Below are 20,787 nucleotides of genomic sequence, written 5' to 3'. Positions count from 1 at the left end.
GATAAATATAATTTTTATGGCCTTGCCCAGAAAGACAATTCACTGATGTTACTATAACTTCCATCTCCACTTGTTACATGCAATACCCTGATCCTGATATATCTTACCGGTGGAATATCACTCCTCAGGTTAATTTTAAACGGCGCTATGCCATCATCTGTTCTTGTAACGTCCTGTAACAATGTCCAGCCCTTTGCAATTGCTTCGTCTTTCCAACCGGCATCATTACCTGGTAATGTTGTCGCAGCATTCGTAATATCTGCAATTCCCCATACTTCAAAATGGTCGGGGTTGTTACAGCAATTTCTTCCGGTGATTTCCACATGTGTTAACTCGTTATATAGCTGTCCCATATCAAATGTAAAATGATGTGGTAAGGAATGGCTGCCGTCACTATGGAAAATATTAGGGTAAGATTGTGGCCCTACGCTTCCATCCCATAGTTTATCCAATCCTGTCTGACCTTCATAGGTCCCTACATCATTCGGTAATTGCAAAGCACTGAACAATGATTTATTACATAACACGGGGATATGCGGAAGAGAATCGTAATAAGTGACGAAGAAGGTATCTATGGCGCCGCGCACAGGTATATATCCCGATTTATAATAAATAGTGGATCCCGGTTGATAACTGTCAATACTGATAGACGTACTGTCGGGAGATAACCATTGCTGTTGCGTTATTCCATTTGCATCCGTATAGCGGATTTCAGTAGTAACGTTGATAGTATCCGGCGTACCAAATTTCAATGTAACAGCAGTAGGTGAAGTATATACACCAGGTTCTATGATATCATAAGGCCGGTTATACAGGCTGCTCAGGTAACTGTTGCCATATACTTTTATATTATTGATCTCAGAAGCAATAGAACGGTTGCCTGCTGAGTCGTAGGAATAAATCAGAAAATTATACGTGTATTCGCTCAGGTTACTGATGATACATTTAACGGTATCACCCGGTTTGTCCGTGGTAGCCGGTATTACAGATGAATCAATACCATTATTCCAGAAGACAATATACTTCTTCACACTGGGGTCCGGACTGGGTTGCCAGCGGATCTGTATACGTCCGTTGCCCGGAGATACTTTGATATTTGAGACTGTGCCGGGATATATGATCTCTCCACCGTTTAAAAAAGAGCGGTAATCAGTAGCCTTCTTGCTGCATCCCATCATGCAAATAAGACCTGCTAAAATGAATAATCTCATAGTTGCATATTTTAATACGGGTTACCCCAGAAAGTAATTTCTATTACGTGCGCAAAATCTCCTCCCGACCAGGTATCAGCTACTGCAAAGCGGATAAACTTCACCCTCGGATTCGCTAGCGGGATATTGAAGTTTACGCCTGCTTCGGCAAAGGCAATATCTTCATCAGTGACAGCCCCTGGTCTGGCACCGGAGGGCGGATCAGGATAATGATAGTTACCCATATTGATCCAGTCGCCCGCCATATCACCCTGTGCGGAAGTTACCGGCAACTGTACATCTGCCGGGTTATCTTTCTCAGATCCCCATATGGTAAAATCACGGGGATTACCATGACTGTAAGTATACTGTCCTGTGCGCTGCCATAATGCAAACCGGCTTAGTTTCGCAGATACGCCCAAACCAAAAGTAGCGGTGATAGGGAAAGTACTGCCGGGTAATGTGTGCCAGCCGGTACTACTACCATCTGTATTACCATCCCACATATAGGGCAATTCCCAGCCGTATCCTATCTTGGCATCCGTAGCCAGTTTGTCTACAAAGAATTTGTTCTTATCCAACTGTGTTTCGAAAATAGGACTGAGCGTCTGTTTCAGTGTGTCAGAGATATTCCCCCATTGGTCCTGGATATAAATCCCGAAGTTCTTAGGTAAGGTATCCATCCCTCTTACCGAATAATTAATCGTATCAGACTTGGTATAATACTGGTCTCTGATCTCGTAGCGGTTGGTAACAGGATCTGTCTCTACCAGTATTATGCCTACAGGTTGTTTGAATTTATTCAGCGCTTTAATATTCACACCTCCAAAATCAGGTGTTACGTTCACTGTAGGAAAGATCATTTTATACACGGGTGTATCCGGATATACTTTCGCTACTACAGCATCAGACATCACATTTGCACGACTTACCACATGCAGGGTTACTTCATACTCTTTACTATCCGCAAAGCCATTCACGACAATAGTATCTGAATAATAACTGGATTTGGTTTGGCGGCTAAGCGTACCGTTCACTTTATAATCGGCCAGTACATAGAGGATATTGGCAGATGATGGCAGGCTGTAAGTAATATAAGCACCACCGTTAAAGTTGATCACCTTAATATCTGTTACTATACCCGGCTTTGATTTATCTGTAGACACCACACCGTTGTAATTCTCCAGTTTGGAACAGGAGAAAAGCAACAGCAGGCATACACAACTATAGATGTTTTTCATAATTGTATTTTTTTGATAATTACCAGTATAAAGACTGTATCAGATTGGGATTGATGGTAAGATCTATATCCTTTACAGGCCAGAGATATTCCCTGATTCCATAAGAAGGTACCAGCTGTGTTTGCAAACGGTAATAATTAGCAGAACTGGTTTCGTAAATACTCCAGCCTTGTAATGGGTTACTTAACACACCCTGTAATTCTTTCCATCTGCGTAAATCCCATCCGCTCTGTGCTTCAAAACACAATTCTATTCTACGCTCCTGATGAATGATCTGGCGTAAACCATCTTTAGTGGATGGCTTACCCGGTGACCGGGAATAGTTACTCCATGCATCCTGTATTCCCTGCAAGCCGGCCCTTTGCCTTACACGGTCTATATACTGGAATACTTCTGCTGTAGGGCCATTCACTTCATTCAATGCTTCCGCATATAATAAATACAGGCCCGACAGCCGGATCATAGGCAAGTGATAAGCGACTTCCTGCAATCCATCATCAAACACTGTCTGGTAATGCACCAGCTTCTTGGGCCAGTTGCCGGTAATGTTAATCCTGATCAGGTCTTTAGGTCCTGCAAAAGAAGTGTTGCCTTTCGCCTGCACAGACAATGCATTATCCTGGTCCAGCACACCATTCCCAAACCAGATGCCCCCATCAAAACCTATGCTGGCATAAAAGCGGGGTTCTCTGTTAAAGTGGGCCTTAATTGTCTCATACCCTTCCCGGATATAATATTTATTTGCAGGGTCCCCGCTGCGCAAGCCGTAACGTCCTGCATAATCCCATGTTTTATCTTCGTTGATAGGCACGCCGTTACGGGTATAGAACAACTCTGTTACAGACTCCGGCACAGCAAAATTCGAAGCCGCAGATGTTACGTTTGCGACAGATTTGGAAGTCATACGGGGTATGCAGCATGATTGATACCCAAACGTTGGGTTCAACGCCCAGATGAGTTCCGGGTTTACATCCCATTTCTCGGTAACAGCATTCTGGATAGTGAGCAACTGCTTCAGCGAATCGGATAACTTGCTGATGTTGGCAGGCACAATGAATGTATACAAATGAAGGCCCTGTTCTTCGCTGGCCAATATTGCCGCCTTACAGGCATCAGCCGCCCGTTGCCATTTCTGCGCATCATACCCTGCCGGGAACAATGCTCTCCCATCTTTGTCCTTAAATCCCGCATAATCAGGATTGCCGTTAAACAACGGACTGGCCTGTGTAGCCAATACCTCTGCCTTTACAGACATGGCGGCGATGCTGGTAACACGCCCTAATTCTTTCACCTGGTTTTCGATGGAAGGTGGCAGATCCGGAATTGCCTCATCCAGTAGTTGTACGATATAATTAAACACAGAATCGACTGGTTCTCTTTTTACTCTCACTTCTTCTGTAGAAGCATTCACAGGCAGGTTTTTCCTGATTACAGGAATAGCGCCGTACATCCTGGCCAAATAAAAATGATAATAGGCTTTCATGAATTTAGCCTCTGCGATCCATCTCTTTTTTTCCGCAACAGAAAGATCTACCGGCAGGTCTATATTATCCAGGAAAATATTACATCTGCGGATAGCCACATACAATGGCACACCACCGTTTTCTCCATCCCAGTAATTCAGTGAAGGAGAGATCACGTTTTGTGTACCGCGTATCATATTAAAGCCTCCTTCAAATACAGGATGCTCACTCAGGTTGTTGGGATATATAATTTCCGCGGAACCTGTAAAACCGGCATTCATTGCCACATTGCCAAAAAACTGTAAAGTGGAATAACAGGTAAAGAGATAGTTCTCTGCTTCATTCCTGTTTCTGAAAGCATATTCCAGTGTACCTACATTTTCCGGCGTTACATTCAGGTATTTCTTACAGGAAACAGCAGATAGTAATAATATCAGGAAATAAATACTTCTCATCGTTGTAGTTTTAGAAGTTAACATTTAATCCCGCATTGAAAACCTTCTGCACAGGATAGGCAAATCCATTACCACCCAGTTCAGGGTCCCACAGTTTAAAGCGGCTCCAGGTGAACAGGTTTAAGCCACTGAAGTAGATCCTGCAATTGGATATAGCGGCTCTCTTCAATATGCTCTTTGGCAGGGTGTACCCGAATTCAAGGGATTTCAGACGGATAAAACTTCCGTCACGCATCCACCAGGTGCTTGTTTGCAGGTTATTGTCTATTAATGTGGCACTGGTAGCTAACCGGGGGTACTGTGCATACAGGTTCTGATTTTCTTCAGACCAGTGATCGTCAGCCCAGGCTTTCATTAACTGTGATTGTCCATTGATATTGGAACCAGAAGGCGGTATAACGAAAGGGCTTACATATCTTGGATCTATAAACAACGTAGTGCGTGCCAGTCCCTGGAAAAAGGCCGACAGATCAAAGTTCCTGTAGCCGGCAGAAAATCCGAACCCGTACACTATTTGTGGCGTAGTAGGCAATCCTATAGGTACTTTATCGGCTTCTGTAATCTGTCCGTCCTTATTGATATCCCTGTATTTGATATCTCCGCCTATTGGTGCAATACCATTGGTAGAGAAGATCTGCCGGGGAGAAACAGCGGCTTCTTTATCATCTACGAAAAGTCTTTCTGCAATGTATCCGAAGTTCTGGTTGATAGGCTTTCCGGCCCGGTACCGCCATGCTTCAGCATATACCGGCTCTTCATAACGTTCATACTTATTTTCGGTAGCAGTAAGGTTACCTCTTGCGGATACCCACAGATGTTCCCCGAAGTTCTGTTTGTAATTCATTTCCAGATCAAGCCCTTTTGAAGAAGCGGAACCAAGGTTGGCAGCAATACCGGCTTCCAGTCCCATTGTAGATGGAATAGAGGCCCTGTTCATCAGGATATTCTCACGATGCTGCTTATAAATCTCTGCAATGATGTTCAGGTTCTTAAAGAGGGTCACTTCCAGTCCGAGGTTGGTTTGTTTGGAAGTCTCCCAGGTAACATCAGGATTAGCGTAATTATTGATATACACTCCATTACGGATATAGCCGTTATTGGTACCGAAGTAAGTAGGATAACCTGCATTCAGGTTAACATCAGACATGTAAAAGAAACGTTGGGAACCGATGGCATCATTACCCGCCAACCCGTAACTGCCTCTTATTTTTAACCTGTCCACGAAACCTGTCATTCCTTTCCAGAATGGCTCGTTCGATATTACCCATGAAGCGCCCAGGGTGGGAAAGAACCCATAACGATGGTTTGCCGAAAAACGTTCGGACCCGTTATACCCAAAGCTGAATTCCAGGAAATAGCGTCTGTTATAAGAGTAGGTAGCACGGCCAGCCAGCCCGAGGTTGCGGTAGGGCAATGAATACTGCAGGCTGGGCAACTGCGTATTCGGGTCCAGCGCATTGGCATACAGTGTCTGCTGGCGGGTAGCTACCACGGAGCTGCTTACATTATGTTTGCCAAAGTCCCCGCTGTATTCCAGGATACCCTGTAAATACAGAAAGGTGTTCATGTTCTTATAGCCGGGATAGTATACCAGATATTCTGTGGCTACCCCACCCCCTGTAGTTTGCGGATTAAGCCATTTTAACGTGTATTTATCCGTTAACTGGTCGTAGGTAGCAATATTGTAAAAAAACGGCTGGTAGGCCATCTGATTATCGAAATAGGCATACCGGTTGGTACTGAACAACCCGCGGAAAGTTAAACCCGGAACTACGAAGCTTAATTTCTGGTTAACTTCAAATTGTGCGGATAACCTGGATTCGGAAAAGCGTTTATATCCTTTCAGCATATTGGCCAGCGGATTGGTATATCCTACCCCTGTTGCCGTGCCTCCTTCATTGGAATTCCCGAACAGGATATGTTTTGTGTACACATTGGCTTCGTCGGGTGCGTAGAGTGCCGGGAATAACACCGGACTGGTATGCATGGCCTGACTATAAAGGTCCGTTGCAAAAGACGCATCATTGGTAATAGGACCGTTATAATCATTGAAGTTACCGGACAGTCTTACTATCAGTTCTGTGGTAGGTGTCACATCTATATTCACATTAGACCTTAACTGGTAGTTCTGAAACTTCACGTTGTTATGAAAGCTGTTAGCCCCACTCTCCTTTAAGATCCCATTATCGACGTTATAAGAACCTGCTACATAATAACGGGCTACGCCTCCCCCACCGCTTACGCTGAGGTTAGCGCGCTGGGTAGTCGTGCGGTCTTTGAACATCAGTTTCATCCAGTCTACGGCCGGGTATACATAAGGATTACTTCCCGGTGCATTTTTCAGTGTCTGCTCCGTATTCAGGATCTTATTCTGACTGAACAATGGTGGTTGCAGCGGGTTCCTTGTGGTAATCGCTTCATTGTACAGTTTCATGTAAGTAATAGGGTCTGCAATCTCCAAACGTTTTGTTGGCTGGGAGATCCCGTTTTCAACACGGGCATTTACCTTTGCCTTTCCCACCTTACCTTCTTTGGTGGTAACGAGGATCACACCGTTCGCTCCCCTGGCGCCATATAAAGAAGTAGCGCTGGCATCCTTTAAAATGGAGAAGCTGGCGATATCATCTACCTGTAAGCGTGCCAGGTCACTAGAGGTCAGCTCTACGTTATCGACCAGTATCAGCGGGTCCTGCTTATAACCAAATGTAGTCACCCCCCTGATAAAAAAAGTAGCATTGTCCTGCCCTGGTTGCCCGCTTCGCTGGTAAGCGACAATACCGGCAACCTGCCCGGCGAGGGCGGTGGTCAGGTTACTGGAAGGGATCTTTAGATTCTCAGGTTGTACACTGGTAACGGAACCGACTACGGCTTCTTTTCGCTGCTTCTTACCAAAAGCGGTGATCACCACCTCTTCCAGTTTGGAGTTCTTTTCTTTCAGTACAACCCTGATCTTTGTGTCTGCGGACTTTATCAGTACACTACCGGATTGAAACCCTATTGCTGTTATAAGCAGTCTGGTACCGGGAGATACATCTAAAATAAATTGTCCGTTTTCATTCGTGGAAGCACCTGTATTGCGTTTATTTTCTACGACAACGCTGGCGCCTGGAATTAAATTACCCAGGGAATCGGTAACAGTTCCGATAACAGTAATTTTAGTTGGCGTTTGTGCATAGATACGGATACAGGTGAATAAGAGCAATAAAGTAATACATAACGCATTACCACATAGCTTGCCTCTTTTCATACTCGTGGAAGTTTGAATCAGTAAAAAATATTAGATTTTGATTGGTCCTAAATGCCCTCGAATTGTTTCTTCATAACGGCATAAAATTAGGTGCAGGCGGGTATATCCAAAATAGCCTATTCTTTCATTATAATGGATTATTCTATTATTTTTCTCTCATTGACTTGTACTGTTCCGGTGATACGTTCATATACTTTTTAAAAAGCCGGGAGAAATAATAAGGATCTTCATAGCCTATTGCTTCTGCTACCTCCTTTACTTTTATATTATCCTTATACAGTAACTGACAGGCTTTCTGTATTTTAAGGTGAATGAAATAATCTATTGGCGGCATGCCTGTTGCCTTACGGAACTGGGTAGAAAAATAGGATGCTGATAATTTGTGTCTGGCAGCCATTTCTTCCACTGTCAATTTCCCATGCAATTCACTGCGCATATGCAGGATAGACTGGGTGATATAATTTTCTTCCGATTGTTTTTTCTCCGGGAGATGTTTACCGGGATACAGAAAAGTGGCCAGAAAATGATACAGTAAGAAGTTGGCATTGCACAGGTTTTCAGTACTATATCCCATCGCAAGGCTTCGGAACATATTATCCCAGATCTCCAGTCCTTTTTCATTTAAAGGGATCTGACGCGGGCCATCCGTCAGCCCTATCCCGAAAGAAGTATTAAAGCTGCCCATATCCTTTCCGCTGAAATGTACCCAATAGATAGTCCAGGGGTCCTCATCATCAGCGCCATAACGCAGATATTCACTGGTGGCAGGTATAATCACAAACTCGTTAGGGCTCACTACATAATGGTTACTGCCTATGGTATACCATCCTTTGCCTCTCATACAATAGATCAGGATGTTATCCCTGCAACCATTCCTTCGTTGCCGGTGATGGAAGGTGGCCTTGGGGAAATACCCGATATGCGTGATGTAAATCTGACTGGTAGCAGGGAAGTTCTTTACCAGGTTGGTACAGACAGCCTCCGGCAAACTGATGAGCTTTTCACCTTCAAATCCATCACGTCTTTTATTCCTCACCATCTTTTTTTGGAAAATATAAGAAAAATAATGCTACTCTCTAACTCAGGAATCTGATTAAATCCGTTTTATTATTCTTCAAAAGCGATTCCCAGGAAAGATTCAGTAAGAAAAGCAGATTCCATTAGATATCTATTTTTCCGTTATCAGTTTTAGTAATTTCAATTTATCAATCACCAATAACAGAATAAATATTGCAACTATTAATACCAGGAATGTTACGATCAAAACAGCATAATATTTTATAGTCCATTCCAATGCTACTTTCATTCTACTGGCAAAAGTAATTTTCCTTTCAGGTGCACCTTCATACAGGGAAAACCTAACTGTACAAAATTCATTCTCTGTATCAAAATTTCCCAATTCAACGCCTAATTCCTGCATTTGTGTCTCTATTTCCAGGATCTTATCATGCAGGGTGATATAGTCGCCAATGGCCCCGCTCCTCGATTTCAGTTCATTTAATGAAGCCAGGTTCTTTTCAAGAGAGGCTTTCCTTGCGTTTAACTGCCTGTATTCATTTGTTTTATCAATCTTTGTAATTTCAGTTGATTTCACCAGGGCAAAGTTCTGAATCCTTGCATAGAAGCTATCGAATTTTTCCGGGTTAATACCAATGAGTAACTGGATCTGACGGTTGCCCTTATTGCCGGTGTTTTGTTCATATTGAATTACTCCTTCAAAGTTCGCCGTAACCTTTTTTATACTATCCAGGTCCTTTTCAAACTGTGATGTCTTTGATACAACGGTGGCTGTTTTTTCATATTTCTGAGAAGAGGCTATATTAGCCTGTTGTGCCACATCCTGTTTCATTATTTGTTTCTCAGAGGCATAGTTCTTTCTTAAGTTAGCTACACTGCTGAAAAAGTTATTTGAATAATCGTTGCCGGATTTTACGTCTGTAGCAACGTAACCATATATAAGCCTGAATATTAACATCAGGAAGAATAATCCAATAAACCATCTTCCGAATTTCCAAAACCTTTGTTTGAATGTTTGTTTCATAGTCTTTATTATTATAAATAAGTAACCGCCGATTTCTTATTGTTCCGTCAAAAATACATCACTCAAACAGATTACATAACTATCCTACTACTACAAATGATCTACATGCATTAAAAACCCCTACATGATCAATTATTCAATATATTATAACTCAATTAATTATAGCCATTGTAGAGCATTTGTAGAACAAGTGTAGACAGTTTGTAGGATAGCAATATTTTCACATACATCCCCTGCCACTTACTTTTGGGCCTCTACTAAATTCTTAAAAAACTTAAAATTAAAACCATGGGACTATTAGAAAAAAGAGCTGTAAAAGCATTTCAGGACGGTAGCTACAAAAAATTAACAGATGAGATCAATGCAATTACTGGTTACACCATTGAATTTGAGGTTAACTGGGATAGCCTGGCAGAAGAAGGATCTGCAGATAAGTATGAAGATGCCTTTACTATGGTATATTTTACCCCTCTTGTATCAGCAGTAAAAGAAATAGCAGCTGATGATATGGGAAAAGAAGCACTTAAGGACGCCCTGAAGAAAGTGATTATTAAAAATGAAGGAGGATACATTTATGGATCCAGTGCCTATAAATTCAGTAATGGTGTTTTAACAATAGATCATCAGCCATGTACTAACGTAGACAACGGGCTTGCTGAACGTACTACTGAGCTGGCAGCAATTTTAATGAAAAATTTATAGAGATCCATGAACAACCTGTTAAAATCAGTTCCTGCTATTAATAAGCAGGAACTTTTATTTCATATAGCGGAACATTTTCCTGCTACAATAATAAGTATCACCACTGATTCAGGACGATCCTATACAGGTGTAGTAATAACGATTGGCAAAGTAAGAACTGATGAAGCCTTTCTGGTATTACAAGTTGCCGATGACAGAAATTCATTGACAACCAGATTTTTGCATCTTACAGTTGGGAAGATCGAGTCGATTGAATTGATTAATCCTGCGGACCTGGTTGATATGCTGTCTTTGGGTAAGGTTACAAAACCTGAGACTTATGAAATCTCAGGGAAGTTAGCCGTTCAAAGAGGTTTTCAACTTTTTTCAGATGCCATTTTTAACGCTCATGCTATAAATGTTGGCGTACCGGCTATGGAGCTTCCTGCAGATGGTCTGCAATTAAACAGGGTATTAAAGCTCACGCAAAAGATACAACAGGTCATTATTGACCTGCTGAAAGAAGAAGATGCCCTTAGCAGTTGGAAGGCCCGTTATAATAAGATATCCTTTATCAATAACGATGATCTTGATGTAAAAGGAGTAAATGATCAGATAGAGATGCATTTTGCATTTAACAATATTAATGCACCTGAAATCTCTACTGAAGAGTTAACCACTCTGCTCATGTCCATATTGTAGTTATATAAAACGGCTATTTCCCTTCCGGCGAAGTACCTTTCCAGGTGTAAGGCATACCCTCAAAGCCTTTCTCCAGCATTTCATCAGGTGAACGAAGGAATGGGTTGGTCTGCCAGTTCAGGCCAGACAGGTAGTCGGCGATGTGTTTGTTGTCTACCGCCGGAGACGGGACATAACCAGGATGGAGCAGGCTACGCGGCATCGGGCGACCCGCAGGCGCTGTGCGGTCTATCGGGTACATCCCGGTCAGGCGCCTGATAATGGAGCGACGCCACATTTTGAAAACGTCTGGTCGTCCGCACACATACAACGCCACCTTCGAGATGATCACCGGATTATGCATAAACGGCTTGCCGTTACGAGCCTCCGCGAAAGAGCTTTGTAACACTTCGAACGATAAGCAGAGTGGCCTGCCCACTGGCTGTTCGAAGTCCTCCTCCCAATCCGGCAGGTCGAAAGACTTAAGATAGCGCCAATCAATGAGTGCAGCCCAGGCCGCGTCGAGAAACTGGAACATGTCATCTCCCGGGAGTTCGGGTCGCAGCCGCCACAATGTCCATTCCAACGCACCGAGTGAAAATGCCAGCGCTGCCCTGTCGGACATCTCCGCTATGCGATGCGCAATATTCATCTGGAAGAACATCATCTCCTCTTCCGTCGTGTTGTCCCAACGATAGGAAACCGGCGTCTGCGGCAAGTCTGCGGCGGCAATGTGAGGTGGCGGCATACGGTTCAGCTCCATAGGTTTTTATCTTTTCTTTTTCGATAATTTTTTCAGCTCTGGATAACATCCGGTTTTATGCGGGGCCCAATGGAAAAGCAGGTTTTAAAATTAAGATTTTTCAGGTCTTTTTTCCTGATAAAAAATTGCGCACTTCTTCCATCTGCCCAACCCAGGCCTTCATCATTTTGAAACTGAACTGCTAAAAGACTCTTCTGTCCCTCAGGGAGTGATCTCCCGGGGAGCCTGGTTATTCTGGAAATCAGGATTTGTAAAGTCAATAAGGATACCCTGTTCGTTAATTAGTATATTCCGGGGATTCGTACCACTGTCTCAGCGGCTGGTACCACCATTGGAAAAGATCGCTTAGTTCTTCACCAACACCCCATTCTAAAAAATTACTTTTAAAATCATCAGGCGACGGTAAGCGGGTAGCGCCGTAGTCATTATTCTTTTTATAGGCTTCTGTGACAGTCGCTATCTCCCTGATTTTTATTAAATGCGGATTTTGTTTCAGCGGTATTATCTCTTCAGGCGCAACAAATGCAGCTATTGTTGTTATTAACGGGTACCAGAAGCTGATAATGTCTACATCTCCCTGTTCCTGTGCGGCTCTTACTACCCCTGCAATGACTTCTTCAATGGGTATTTCTTTGGGGGGAACTGCATCTGCGCCGGTTAATTTACCAGCATCCACAAACCGTTGCCAAAGCTCACTACCGGCATCAAAATATATCATACCTGTATTTCTGAGATGTTCGGGAACATTTGTGCCGGCATAATCGTTCCAGGCCTCTGAGGGATTGCAATACATAGCTACCTGCGGGTTCTCCCGGCCCCAGTCTTCACCGGGTACACGGTTAATACCCTGATAGCCGCTAAGACTATCAAAATAGGCTTTGTACTGTATATAGTCCGGGTGTTCCACTACCGGAAATGCATATGTGAACCGGTGTTTCAGCAAAAGTGAAAGTATGTGAAAGTGCTGTAAAGAAGCATCCCACTGCCTTGTGAATTTTGCCACTGAATGGTACATAGACCTCAGATCCATTGTACCGGCATCTTTACTTTTATCCAGTGCTGTAATAGCTATATCAGCTCCGGCTTCAAATTCGTGCATTCCCATATTGTCCTGTTTTTTGTTGTCGTTATTGAATTTTACGATTTTTATTCTTTGCCATAGATGATGCTGTTACCCTGTTCGTTTGCGCTGTCTTCTTCCCCACGCTACTATAAGCCCGGTAATGATCACACATAAAAAGCCAATTATTACAAAGGGTAATAACATATCAAACATCCATCCTAAGCCTAACAATATCATGCAGGTTATACTTATCGCCGCTATTAAGGCATTATCATCCGTTTTTTTCCTTTCCTTTATCTCCTCCGTTGTTAGTGGTACCAGCAGACGTGCATACAAAATAACCCGGGTACAGGGGCTGTAGTCAAGGATGATTTCTCTTCCGGGAAGAAGCGCTTCCGAAAACCGGTTGTTAAAAACAAACTTTTCCGGGTCTGGATTCCCATTCTCCTGGAAAACAATGTTGTCATTATATCTGCCAGCACTTTCTATCCTGAGAATAATACCCGTCTTTTGTATTTTCTGATTCTTCTGAATATCCTCTTCCAGCGGTTGTTTCACATTCCGCTTGTATGCGGGAGTAGTTAGCCAGCCAAAAATCACAAGCACCAACACAACAAGAGTTATGATGGCAAAAACAGGTATTAACGTTTCTTCACGTGATGCCTCCCACCCCGTCCAAAACCACAGGTTTCCAAATACAAGGCCAATGCCCATCAGCATACGTTTATATACGGTCCATCGAATAAAGTAAAGTCTTTCAAGAACTTTCTTGTCATCTTCGGAAAGCGGTAGTGTTATCATAAGAGTGTAATAATAAAAGCTGCTTTACAGGTTTTTCCTTCGGTTATCCATCTTTGAGATGCTTCTTCTACTGTTTTAAACATAGTATCCGGCGTTTCAATCTATATATATATAATTGTATCTTTAATATATGATCAAAAATAGACCCTGAAATCCTAAAATTTGAATAATTGCCGACTACAAATGCGCTACATGTATATAAAATGTTCACTACAAATACCCTACAACTGTAAATTTGCAGCCAATCCATTTGCCACATGAGTCAGAAAATCAATCGAATAGGTGTTTTTATCCTTTTGTTCTGTATACGGTCTGTAGTTACACAAGGGCAGATAATTGCCGACTCACTAAGTGCTATATTATCACAAAAGGACTTACCCGTTGAAAATCGTGTGATGACCATGGGGATGCTGGCAAGAGCCAAATCGCTCACTGAAATAGAGAAGGCTTTAAAAATTGGTCAACAAGCTTTACAATTAAGCAATACTTTACCCGATCCCCAATACAAAACATTTATCTATAGTACCCTGGTACAACTGTATCAGCAGCATCGCGAATTACCGGAAGCCCGGGAGGCACTGGACAGTGCGATGTGGTATGCCGCTAAAACTACCAACAGGCAAATAAAAGGTATCGCATGGTACAGAAAAGCTTTCCTGGAAAGTATCCAGGAAAAAAGCAAAGAGTCTGTCAGCAGCTCCCTGGAAGCATTGAAATACCTGGAAGGGACCGGAGCCTATGATTATGAATCCTTTGTTTATTATAATATAGCAGGGATCTATGGCGAATGGGAAGATCTGCCTGCTGAAAGGAAATATGCAGAATTATGTGTGCTGACGGCTGAGAAAAGCGGGAATTTTGATAACCTGGCCTATGGTCAGCACGCCATGGCAACATACTATGATTACCGTTATAGGCAAAACAGGGGAAATTCCGCACTTCTGGATTCCGCTCTCTTTTATAACCGTAACGTTATCAGCATCTATTTCGCACAACAGCACCGGCTCATTGCCAGTAATATCATGGCAGAGGCAGCATTAAATATCGCCCATCTGTATCAGGAATATTTTCCAGCCAGTTATAAAGACAGCGTTATTCATTATCTCGACATTGCGCTGAAAATAGGACAGGAAACCAGGCAGATTACCGTGATCGGAAGCTGTTATGCTGTAATGAGTGATTATGAAATAGCAGCAGGTAATTATCAGAAAGCCGAAGCTTTAATAGCTACAGGGCTGAGTGTACTCCTTTCTGATAGTGCCAGGTATACGCGAACAATGTCTGCCTTCATGAAAGGCTTATCCAATGTATCTGAGAAAAAAGGGGATTATGTAGCTGCACTTAAATACTATAAAGAGTATTACAAAACATCCCGGGAAGTATCCGATGCTGAAAAACTGGCTATTTCCAAACGATTAAAGGCACAATACCAATCAGAAACGAATGAAGCAGCGATGAAAACGCTGAAACAAACGGCTGCTCTTAACAAGAAACTCAATTACCTGTATATATTCCTGGTGATAGTGGCCGGTATAGCATTATTGCTGTTCTTCGGATCTTATCACTTCCGGTTAAAAGCTACCCGCCATCAGCAACAGCTACTGGCCAAAGAGAAAGAAGATGCGGAATTACATGTGCGCTTAAAGGAAGAAGAGGCCATGCGTTTAATAGCAGAACAACAACTGTTACAGGAAAGACAGGACCGCTTACAAAGGGACCTGCTGGCAGGCAGTTTGCAGGTGGAACAGAAAGATGAACTGCTGCAGGCTGTTCAAAAGAAGATCGGGGAGAATAAAAGCGGTACCGACGTACTGAAACAGATCAATCAGATCATCGATCAGAATAAACGTATAGATCAGACCTTAACGACTTACAAAGCAGATTTCGACAATATCCATCCTGAGTTTTTTGAGAAACTGAAGGAAAAATCCGGTAATACATTGTCCAGGTTAGACCTGAAACATTGTTCCTATATATCCATCGGATTAACCAACAAAGAAATTGCCCAGCGTTTAGGTATTGCGCCCAAAAGTATCCTGATGGCACGTTACCGCATCAAGTTAAAACTGGGCCTGGGCAAAGACGTTGATCTGGATGAATATATAGGAACATTATAGTTTAATATGTTAAGAGGGTATACCCTCTTAACATTATTCTGCTCTTAAAGATTTCACAGGATTGCCTGTAGCGGCTTTTAATGCCAGCACGCCTACCGTCAGCAACGCAATGGCAACAGCCATCAATCCGGCTACGCCGAAGATCCACCACTGAATAGCTATACGATAGGCGAAGTCGTTCAGCCACTTGTTCATTCCCCACCAGGCCAATGGTGTAGCAATAATAATAGCGATCAGCACCAGCTTTACAAAATCACCGGACAACAGCGTTACAATATTTGTTACGGATGCTCCCAGGATCTTTCTCACACCGATTTCCTTTAATCTCTTTTCTGTTGAATAAGTAGCCAGGCCAAACAATCCCAGGCAGGCGATGAATATCGTTAAAAAGCCAAAGGTCATAAAGATCTGCCCAAAGCGTACATCCTTCTGATATTGCTCATTAAACGACTTATCCATGAAACTATACAGGAAAGGCCGGTTTGGCGCTATGGTAGCCCAGGTATCCTGTAGTTCAGCAATTGTCCCTGACAGATGTTCGGACCTTACACGCAGGGATAATTTATTGAACGAGTAAAACTGTGCCATCCTGATGGTCAGCGGTTCTACTTTGTTATGGAGCGACTGATAATTAAAATCTTTCGTTACACCAATCACAGTTCCTTTGCGTCCCCACTGATCAAAAGATTTACCTATCACATCCGCAGGATTCGCATATCCATACATTTTAGCCGCTGCTTCATTGATGATGATGGCCTGTTCCGAATCTGTGGAGAAACTTTTGGAATAAGCCCTGCCTGCTGCCATTTTCACCTCATAAGCGGGTAAAAAATCTGCATCTATTTCATAAATACCAGGGTCAAATGATGACTTGTCGCCATTAGGCGCTTCGATCACAGTGGTTGCATCGGGCAGAAAATCTCCCGGTACTGCCCTTGAAGCCGTGATAGATGTTACCGCGGGATTACGCGCCAGTATGGCCTTTACGGCTTCAATATTTTTATTGATATTACCATCACCGCCATAGTCTATCACCAGCATCTGGTCCTGCCGAAAACCAAGGTCATGAGACCTGAGATGATTCAGTTGTGAAAATACAATAGCGGTGCAGGCGATCAATGCAATGGATAAACTAAACTGGAATACCACTAACCCCTGTCTCAATTGTATCCCTTTACCGGATGAATGAAACTTACCCTTTAACACCAATGCCGGTTTAAACCTGGCCAATACCCAGGCAGGATAAATGCCCGCCGGGATACCTACTAAAACAGGCGCTAAAAGGAATGCCAGCAGCATCTTCCAGGACAGCAACGCTGTCAACGGTAATGGTTTACCTGCCATTTCACGCACAACCGGTAATAAACAAATCGCTAATGCCACTCCCAGCAAAGTCGCTAAGAATGCAATCAATACAGATTCTGTGAGGTACTGGAACATCAGTCCTTCCTGGTGTGCGCCCACGGCCTTCCTTACACCTATCTCTTTTGCCCTTTCCATAGATCTGGCAGTAGAGAGATTGATGAAATTGATACAAGCTATGAACAGGATAAAAATGGCTACCAGAGAGAAGATATATACATTAGATAAACTGCCGGTCACACCTGGTTGCCTCTTTGCTGTCGAATGCAGATAAGCATTCTTTAATGGCTCAAAAGCAATGGCATAACTATGATCCGCACCAGCGGGATTATGACGTTGTACAAATGCAGCAGTCTTTGCCTGCATGGCGTTTATATCTGTATGCGCTGATACAGTAAAGTAAGTATAGAAGTCAACATATCCCCACCAATTGAAAATCTCAGATCTCATCTGCCTGAAAGTACTCATGGAAATCATGCCATTAAAAGTGAAATGAGAATTGGAAGGAATATCTTCCATTTCACCGGTAACCATGAGTGAATTACCATCATCTACTTTTATCATCTGTCCCACAGGATTACTCTTCCCGAAATATTTCTCTGCAACACTTTTAGTAAGTACAATGGAATTCACACCTTTTAAGGCTGTTGTTTTATCTCCATAGATCATCTTCCAGCTGAAGATGTCGAACATGGAAGAATCGGCAAATACGATACCGTTCTCCTGGAAGTGCTTATCCCTGTATTGAAGCAAGAATGTATTCGGACTGGTAAACTGTGCGATCTTATCTACTTCCGGAAAATCTGCTTTCAGTGCAGGAGCCAGCGGGGCGCAACCCCATACCTGGTATTCTTCCGGCGCTGGTGGCGGTAAATCCTTTACGTTTTTAGCGCTCCGGAAAGCCTGTACTACCCGGTAAGTTTCATTATAATGTTGATTATAACGGTCGTATGATAATTCATCTTTTACATACAATATAATCAGGATACAACAGGCGATGCCTACCGTTAAACCGGTGATATTGATCAGGGAATACATCTTATTCCTGGCCAGGCTTCTCCATGCGATCTTAAGATAATTTTTGATCATGGCTGATATTGTTATGCTCCCTATATTCAAAACAGATGCCATATAGCAGAATGTATATCTATGGCGGATTACAGTATTTCATCAGGCGATCATCTGTTCATATACGGACACTTTCCTGTGCTAAAATGAACATCCTTTTTAAATGATGTTACCTTTTGCCCGCTTGTGCAATGTAACCCTGATAATTATATCTCACTGCGAATATACTACTGCCCCTGGCCGTTATATTCGTCAGCATTAAAACCACCAGTACGCTCTAATGAAACGTTTTGTAAAACTACTCCCGGTCCTTATTCCCATGTTCTGTATCTGCCTGCCTGAGGCACAGGCCCAATGGCAGATCCAACCCGCAGCATTACAGACCCGCTGGGCAAAAGATGTTACACCGGATAAAGTACTGCCCGAATATCCACGCCCTCAGCTGGTACGTACCGGCTGGCAAAACCTGAACGGCCTCTGGCAATATGCCATTACTGACAAGGACGCGGCTCAGCCTACGCAGTTCGACGGACAGATACTGGTCCCCTTTGCCATTGAGTCTTCTTTATCAGGTGTTAAAAAACCGGTACTACCTACCCAACACCTCTGGTACAAACGTACCTTCCCTAAACCAGACACGAAAAGCGATCGGCGCATCCTGCTGCACTTCGGCGCTGTAGACTGGCAAACAACCGTATTCGTGAATGGGAAGGAAGCGGGGAACCATACCGGCGGTTACCAGAACTTCTTCTTCGATATTACAGACCTGCTGCAAAGCGGAGACAACGAACTGGTTGTAAGTGTATACGACCCCACCGATCAGGGGCCTAACCCTCATGGGAAACAGGTACTGAAACCACAGGGTATCCGCTACACGGCTACCACCGGTATCTGGCAGACCGTATGGCTGGAAACTGTTCCGCCCGTATATATTTCTTCTCTTAAAATGATACCTGAAGTGGATGGCGGTTATCTTTCCCTTACTGTCAATACCACCGGCGCTGCGAGCGACTATACCATAGAAGCTGTGGCCAGTGCGAATGGTAAAACAGCTGGCAGCATAAAAGGCGCAGCTAACACGACGATGAAACTCCCGGTAAAAAATGCGCATCTCTGGAACCCGGAAGACCCTTTCCTTTATGATCTTTCTATCCGCCTTGTGAAAAAAGGGAATACGGAAGACCAGATCACTTCTTACTTCGGCATGCGTAAGATAGAAATCAAAAAAGATACTAAAGGACAGGAACGCATTTTTCTCAATGATAAATACACGTATAATCTCGGGGTATTAGACCAGGGCTTCTGGCCTGATGGTATCTATACCGCCCCTACAGATGAGGCCCTTCAATTTGATATTGCAGCGATAAAAAGCATGGGCTTTAATACTATCCGCAAGCATATCAAAATAGAACCCGCAAGATGGTATTATCATGCAGACAAACTGGGTATGCTGGTATGGCAGGACATGGTTACCTGCGCCAGCTTACAACCCGATGCAAAGAAGGCTTTTGAAGAAGAGAATACGGCCAATGTTGAACAACTCTTTAACTACCCTTCCATTATCTGTTGGGTGTTATTCAACGAAGGCTGGTATACCTACGATCAGGCACGCCTGACGAAATGGTTGCAGAAAACGGACCACTCCCGTTTGATCAATGGGCATACCGGTGAAAACTATGGTAAAGATGGCCCGCAAAACCCTGCTGAGAAATGGGCAAACAGCGATCTTACAGATATTCACGATTACCCCGGCCCGGGCACAGCGCCTGCATTACCCGGCAAAGCCCGTGTACTGGGTGAATGGGGCGGCGTAGGCGTTCCCGTAAAAGGTCATCAGTGGAATGCTGCCGCCGGATGGGGATACGTAAAAATCACTCCTTCTGAGATGAGCGGCAAATATGCAGGTATGGTGAAACGCCTGAAAGTATATGAAACAGAAGGTCTTTCCGGTTCTATCTACACAGAGCCTTATGATGTGGAAATAGAAGAGAACGGTCTCATGACTTACGACCGTGAAATCATCAAGGTGCCTTTGGAAACACTACGTAAAATACATGCTCCTTTTGTTGCACAGGAACGCAGTAAAATACTGATCCCTGCGCTGGCGCTTAAAGATGCAGACACTACTTCCATCCCTGATCCTAACCGTAAACAGTTCCTGGCCATTCTGGAACAGGAAGCAGATGCTAAAAAGAGTCAGGATTGGAAACCTATGACAGATAACTTAACTGACTATCTGAAAAAAGGAGGTACCAGCTTCTCTCCGGCTAAAATAAGCAGCATGGCAACGAAAGTGTTTGCCGGCACTAATGACACTGCCTTACTCAACCAGGCACTGGCATGGATGAAACAGGTAGTAGAGATGGAAAAGAACTCTGTTACGATGACTGCTTACGCTAATCTTCTCTATAAACTCGGTCACAAAGAAGATGCCTTAAAATGGCAGGAAAGAGGAACCACTTTATCTCCTGAAAGTGATATGGAGATGTATCAGGAAATATTGGATAAGATGAAGAAAGGGGAGAAAACCTGGCCAATGCTGTGAGAGAAACAATAAAGCCTCCGGAAGTTTATAAGTTTAGGTAACTTAGACTTATAAACTTCCGGACAGCCG

General features: G+C 43.4%; 15 protein-coding genes. 4 read left to right on the top strand and 11 right to left on the bottom strand.

The features are described from left to right. Positions 1-14 precede the first annotated feature (14 nt). The 6 genes from GO495_RS12415 to GO495_RS12390 form a co-directional block, all read right to left on the bottom strand. Positions 15-1,211: a DUF4998 domain-containing protein gene (locus GO495_RS12415; RefSeq protein WP_157300016.1), complete on the bottom strand. Its 1,197-nt coding sequence runs from the start codon at positions 1,209-1,211 to the stop codon at positions 15-17. 11 nt (positions 1,212-1,222) lie between these two features. Further along, complete coding sequence (locus GO495_RS12410; protein WP_157300015.1) at positions 1,223-2,431, bottom strand: DUF5000 domain-containing lipoprotein; 1,209 nt, start codon at positions 2,429-2,431, stop codon at positions 1,223-1,225. Between the two features lie 19 nt (positions 2,432-2,450). Further along, the gene (locus GO495_RS12405) at positions 2,451-4,349 is read right to left on the bottom strand and encodes a RagB/SusD family nutrient uptake outer membrane protein (RefSeq protein WP_157300014.1); all 1,899 of its coding nucleotides are present in this window, start codon (positions 4,347-4,349) and stop codon (positions 2,451-2,453) included. Between the two features lie 10 nt (positions 4,350-4,359). After that, a complete protein-coding gene (locus GO495_RS12400) occupies positions 4,360-7,596 on the bottom strand; it encodes a SusC/RagA family TonB-linked outer membrane protein (protein ID WP_157300013.1) in 3,237 nt (1,078 codons plus the stop codon). A 145-nt stretch (positions 7,597-7,741) separates the two neighbouring features. Continuing rightward, on the bottom strand, positions 7,742-8,635 hold the full coding sequence (locus GO495_RS12395; RefSeq protein WP_157300012.1) for an AraC family transcriptional regulator: 894 nt from the start codon (positions 8,633-8,635) through the stop codon (positions 7,742-7,744). A 129-nt stretch (positions 8,636-8,764) separates the two neighbouring features. Beyond that, on the bottom strand, positions 8,765-9,637 hold the full coding sequence (locus tag GO495_RS12390; protein ID WP_157300011.1) for a DUF4349 domain-containing protein: 873 nt from the start codon (positions 9,635-9,637) through the stop codon (positions 8,765-8,767). Positions 9,638-9,925: 288 nt separating this feature from the next. Here GO495_RS12390 and GO495_RS12385 point away from each other — a divergent pair, with 288 nt between their 5' ends. Together GO495_RS12385 and GO495_RS12380 are read left to right on the top strand one after the other, a co-directional pair. Then, positions 9,926-10,339: a hypothetical protein gene (locus tag GO495_RS12385; protein ID WP_157300010.1), complete on the top strand. Its 414-nt coding sequence runs from the start codon at positions 9,926-9,928 to the stop codon at positions 10,337-10,339. Between the two features lie 6 nt (positions 10,340-10,345). Continuing rightward, positions 10,346-11,020 (top strand): hypothetical protein, encoded by a 675-nt coding sequence (locus GO495_RS12380; protein ID WP_157300009.1) that lies wholly within the window; start codon positions 10,346-10,348, stop codon positions 11,018-11,020. A 13-nt stretch (positions 11,021-11,033) separates the two neighbouring features. Here GO495_RS12380 and GO495_RS12375 read toward each other — a convergent pair whose 3' ends face one another. The 4 genes from GO495_RS12375 to GO495_RS12360 all read right to left on the bottom strand — a co-directional run bounded on the left by GO495_RS12375 (position 11,034) and on the right by GO495_RS12360 (position 13,626). Continuing rightward, a complete protein-coding gene (locus GO495_RS12375; RefSeq protein ID WP_157300008.1) occupies positions 11,034-11,762 on the bottom strand; it encodes a hypothetical protein in 729 nt (242 codons plus the stop codon). Between the two features lie 32 nt (positions 11,763-11,794). Further along, positions 11,795-12,022 carry a DUF1963 domain-containing protein gene (locus GO495_RS32670; protein ID WP_157300007.1) on the bottom strand — a complete coding sequence of 76 codons (228 nt, stop codon included), beginning with the start codon at positions 12,020-12,022 and terminating at the stop codon, positions 11,795-11,797. Positions 12,023-12,039: 17 nt separating this feature from the next. Further along, on the bottom strand, positions 12,040-12,867 hold the full coding sequence (locus tag GO495_RS12365; protein ID WP_157300006.1) for a hypothetical protein: 828 nt from the start codon (positions 12,865-12,867) through the stop codon (positions 12,040-12,042). 66 nt (positions 12,868-12,933) lie between these two features. Continuing rightward, complete coding sequence (locus GO495_RS12360; protein ID WP_157300005.1) at positions 12,934-13,626, bottom strand: phage holin family protein; 693 nt, start codon at positions 13,624-13,626, stop codon at positions 12,934-12,936. A 257-nt stretch (positions 13,627-13,883) separates the two neighbouring features. Between GO495_RS12360 and GO495_RS12355 the strand changes: the two genes are divergently transcribed. After that, complete coding sequence (locus tag GO495_RS12355) at positions 13,884-15,743, top strand: helix-turn-helix transcriptional regulator (RefSeq protein WP_157300004.1); 1,860 nt, start codon at positions 13,884-13,886, stop codon at positions 15,741-15,743. Between the two features lie 33 nt (positions 15,744-15,776). On the opposite strand, the gene GO495_RS12350 is transcribed toward GO495_RS12355, so the two are convergent. Then, positions 15,777-18,194 (bottom strand): ABC transporter permease, encoded by a 2,418-nt coding sequence (locus tag GO495_RS12350; protein WP_157300003.1) that lies wholly within the window; start codon positions 18,192-18,194, stop codon positions 15,777-15,779. A 259-nt stretch (positions 18,195-18,453) separates the two neighbouring features. Here GO495_RS12350 and GO495_RS12345 point away from each other — a divergent pair, with 259 nt between their 5' ends. After that, positions 18,454-20,718, top strand: a complete 2,265-nt coding sequence (locus tag GO495_RS12345; protein ID WP_157300002.1) for a glycoside hydrolase family 2 protein — start codon at positions 18,454-18,456, stop codon at positions 20,716-20,718. The last annotated feature ends 69 nt before the right edge of the window (positions 20,719-20,787 follow it).

The sequence above is a fragment of the Chitinophaga oryziterrae genome, assembly GCF_009758125.1.
Taxonomy (GTDB): domain Bacteria; phylum Bacteroidota; class Bacteroidia; order Chitinophagales; family Chitinophagaceae; genus Chitinophaga; species Chitinophaga oryziterrae.
Note: the sequence above shows the minus strand (reverse complement) of the source record. Positions and strands in the feature narration are given on the sequence as shown.

Coding starts and splice junctions, on each gene's coding strand:
- GO495_RS12380 (WP_157300009.1), top strand. CDS start 10,346: ATGAACAACCTGTTAAAATCAGTTCCTGCTATTAATAAGCAGGAACTT.
- GO495_RS12355 (WP_157300004.1), top strand. CDS start 13,884: ATGAGTCAGAAAATCAATCGAATAGGTGTTTTTATCCTTTTGTTCTGT.
- GO495_RS12345 (WP_157300002.1), top strand. CDS start 18,454: ATGAAACGTTTTGTAAAACTACTCCCGGTCCTTATTCCCATGTTCTGT.
- GO495_RS12375 (WP_157300008.1), bottom strand. CDS start 11,762: ATGGAGCTGAACCGTATGCCGCCACCTCACATTGCCGCCGCAGACTTG.
- GO495_RS12395 (WP_157300012.1), bottom strand. CDS start 8,635: ATGGTGAGGAATAAAAGACGTGATGGATTTGAAGGTGAAAAGCTCATC.
- GO495_RS12400 (WP_157300013.1), bottom strand. CDS start 7,596: ATGAAAAGAGGCAAGCTATGTGGTAATGCGTTATGTATTACTTTATTG.
- GO495_RS12405 (WP_157300014.1), bottom strand. CDS start 4,349: ATGAGAAGTATTTATTTCCTGATATTATTACTATCTGCTGTTTCCTGT.
- GO495_RS12390 (WP_157300011.1), bottom strand. CDS start 9,637: ATGAAACAAACATTCAAACAAAGGTTTTGGAAATTCGGAAGATGGTTT.
- GO495_RS12415 (WP_157300016.1), bottom strand. CDS start 1,211: ATGAGATTATTCATTTTAGCAGGTCTTATTTGCATGATGGGATGCAGC.
- GO495_RS12360 (WP_157300005.1), bottom strand. CDS start 13,626: ATGATAACACTACCGCTTTCCGAAGATGACAAGAAAGTTCTTGAAAGA.
- GO495_RS12365 (WP_157300006.1), bottom strand. CDS start 12,867: ATGGGAATGCACGAATTTGAAGCCGGAGCTGATATAGCTATTACAGCA.
- GO495_RS12410 (WP_157300015.1), bottom strand. CDS start 2,431: ATGAAAAACATCTATAGTTGTGTATGCCTGCTGTTGCTTTTCTCCTGT.
- GO495_RS12385 (WP_157300010.1), top strand. CDS start 9,926: ATGGGACTATTAGAAAAAAGAGCTGTAAAAGCATTTCAGGACGGTAGC.
- GO495_RS12350 (WP_157300003.1), bottom strand. CDS start 18,194: ATGATCAAAAATTATCTTAAGATCGCATGGAGAAGCCTGGCCAGGAAT.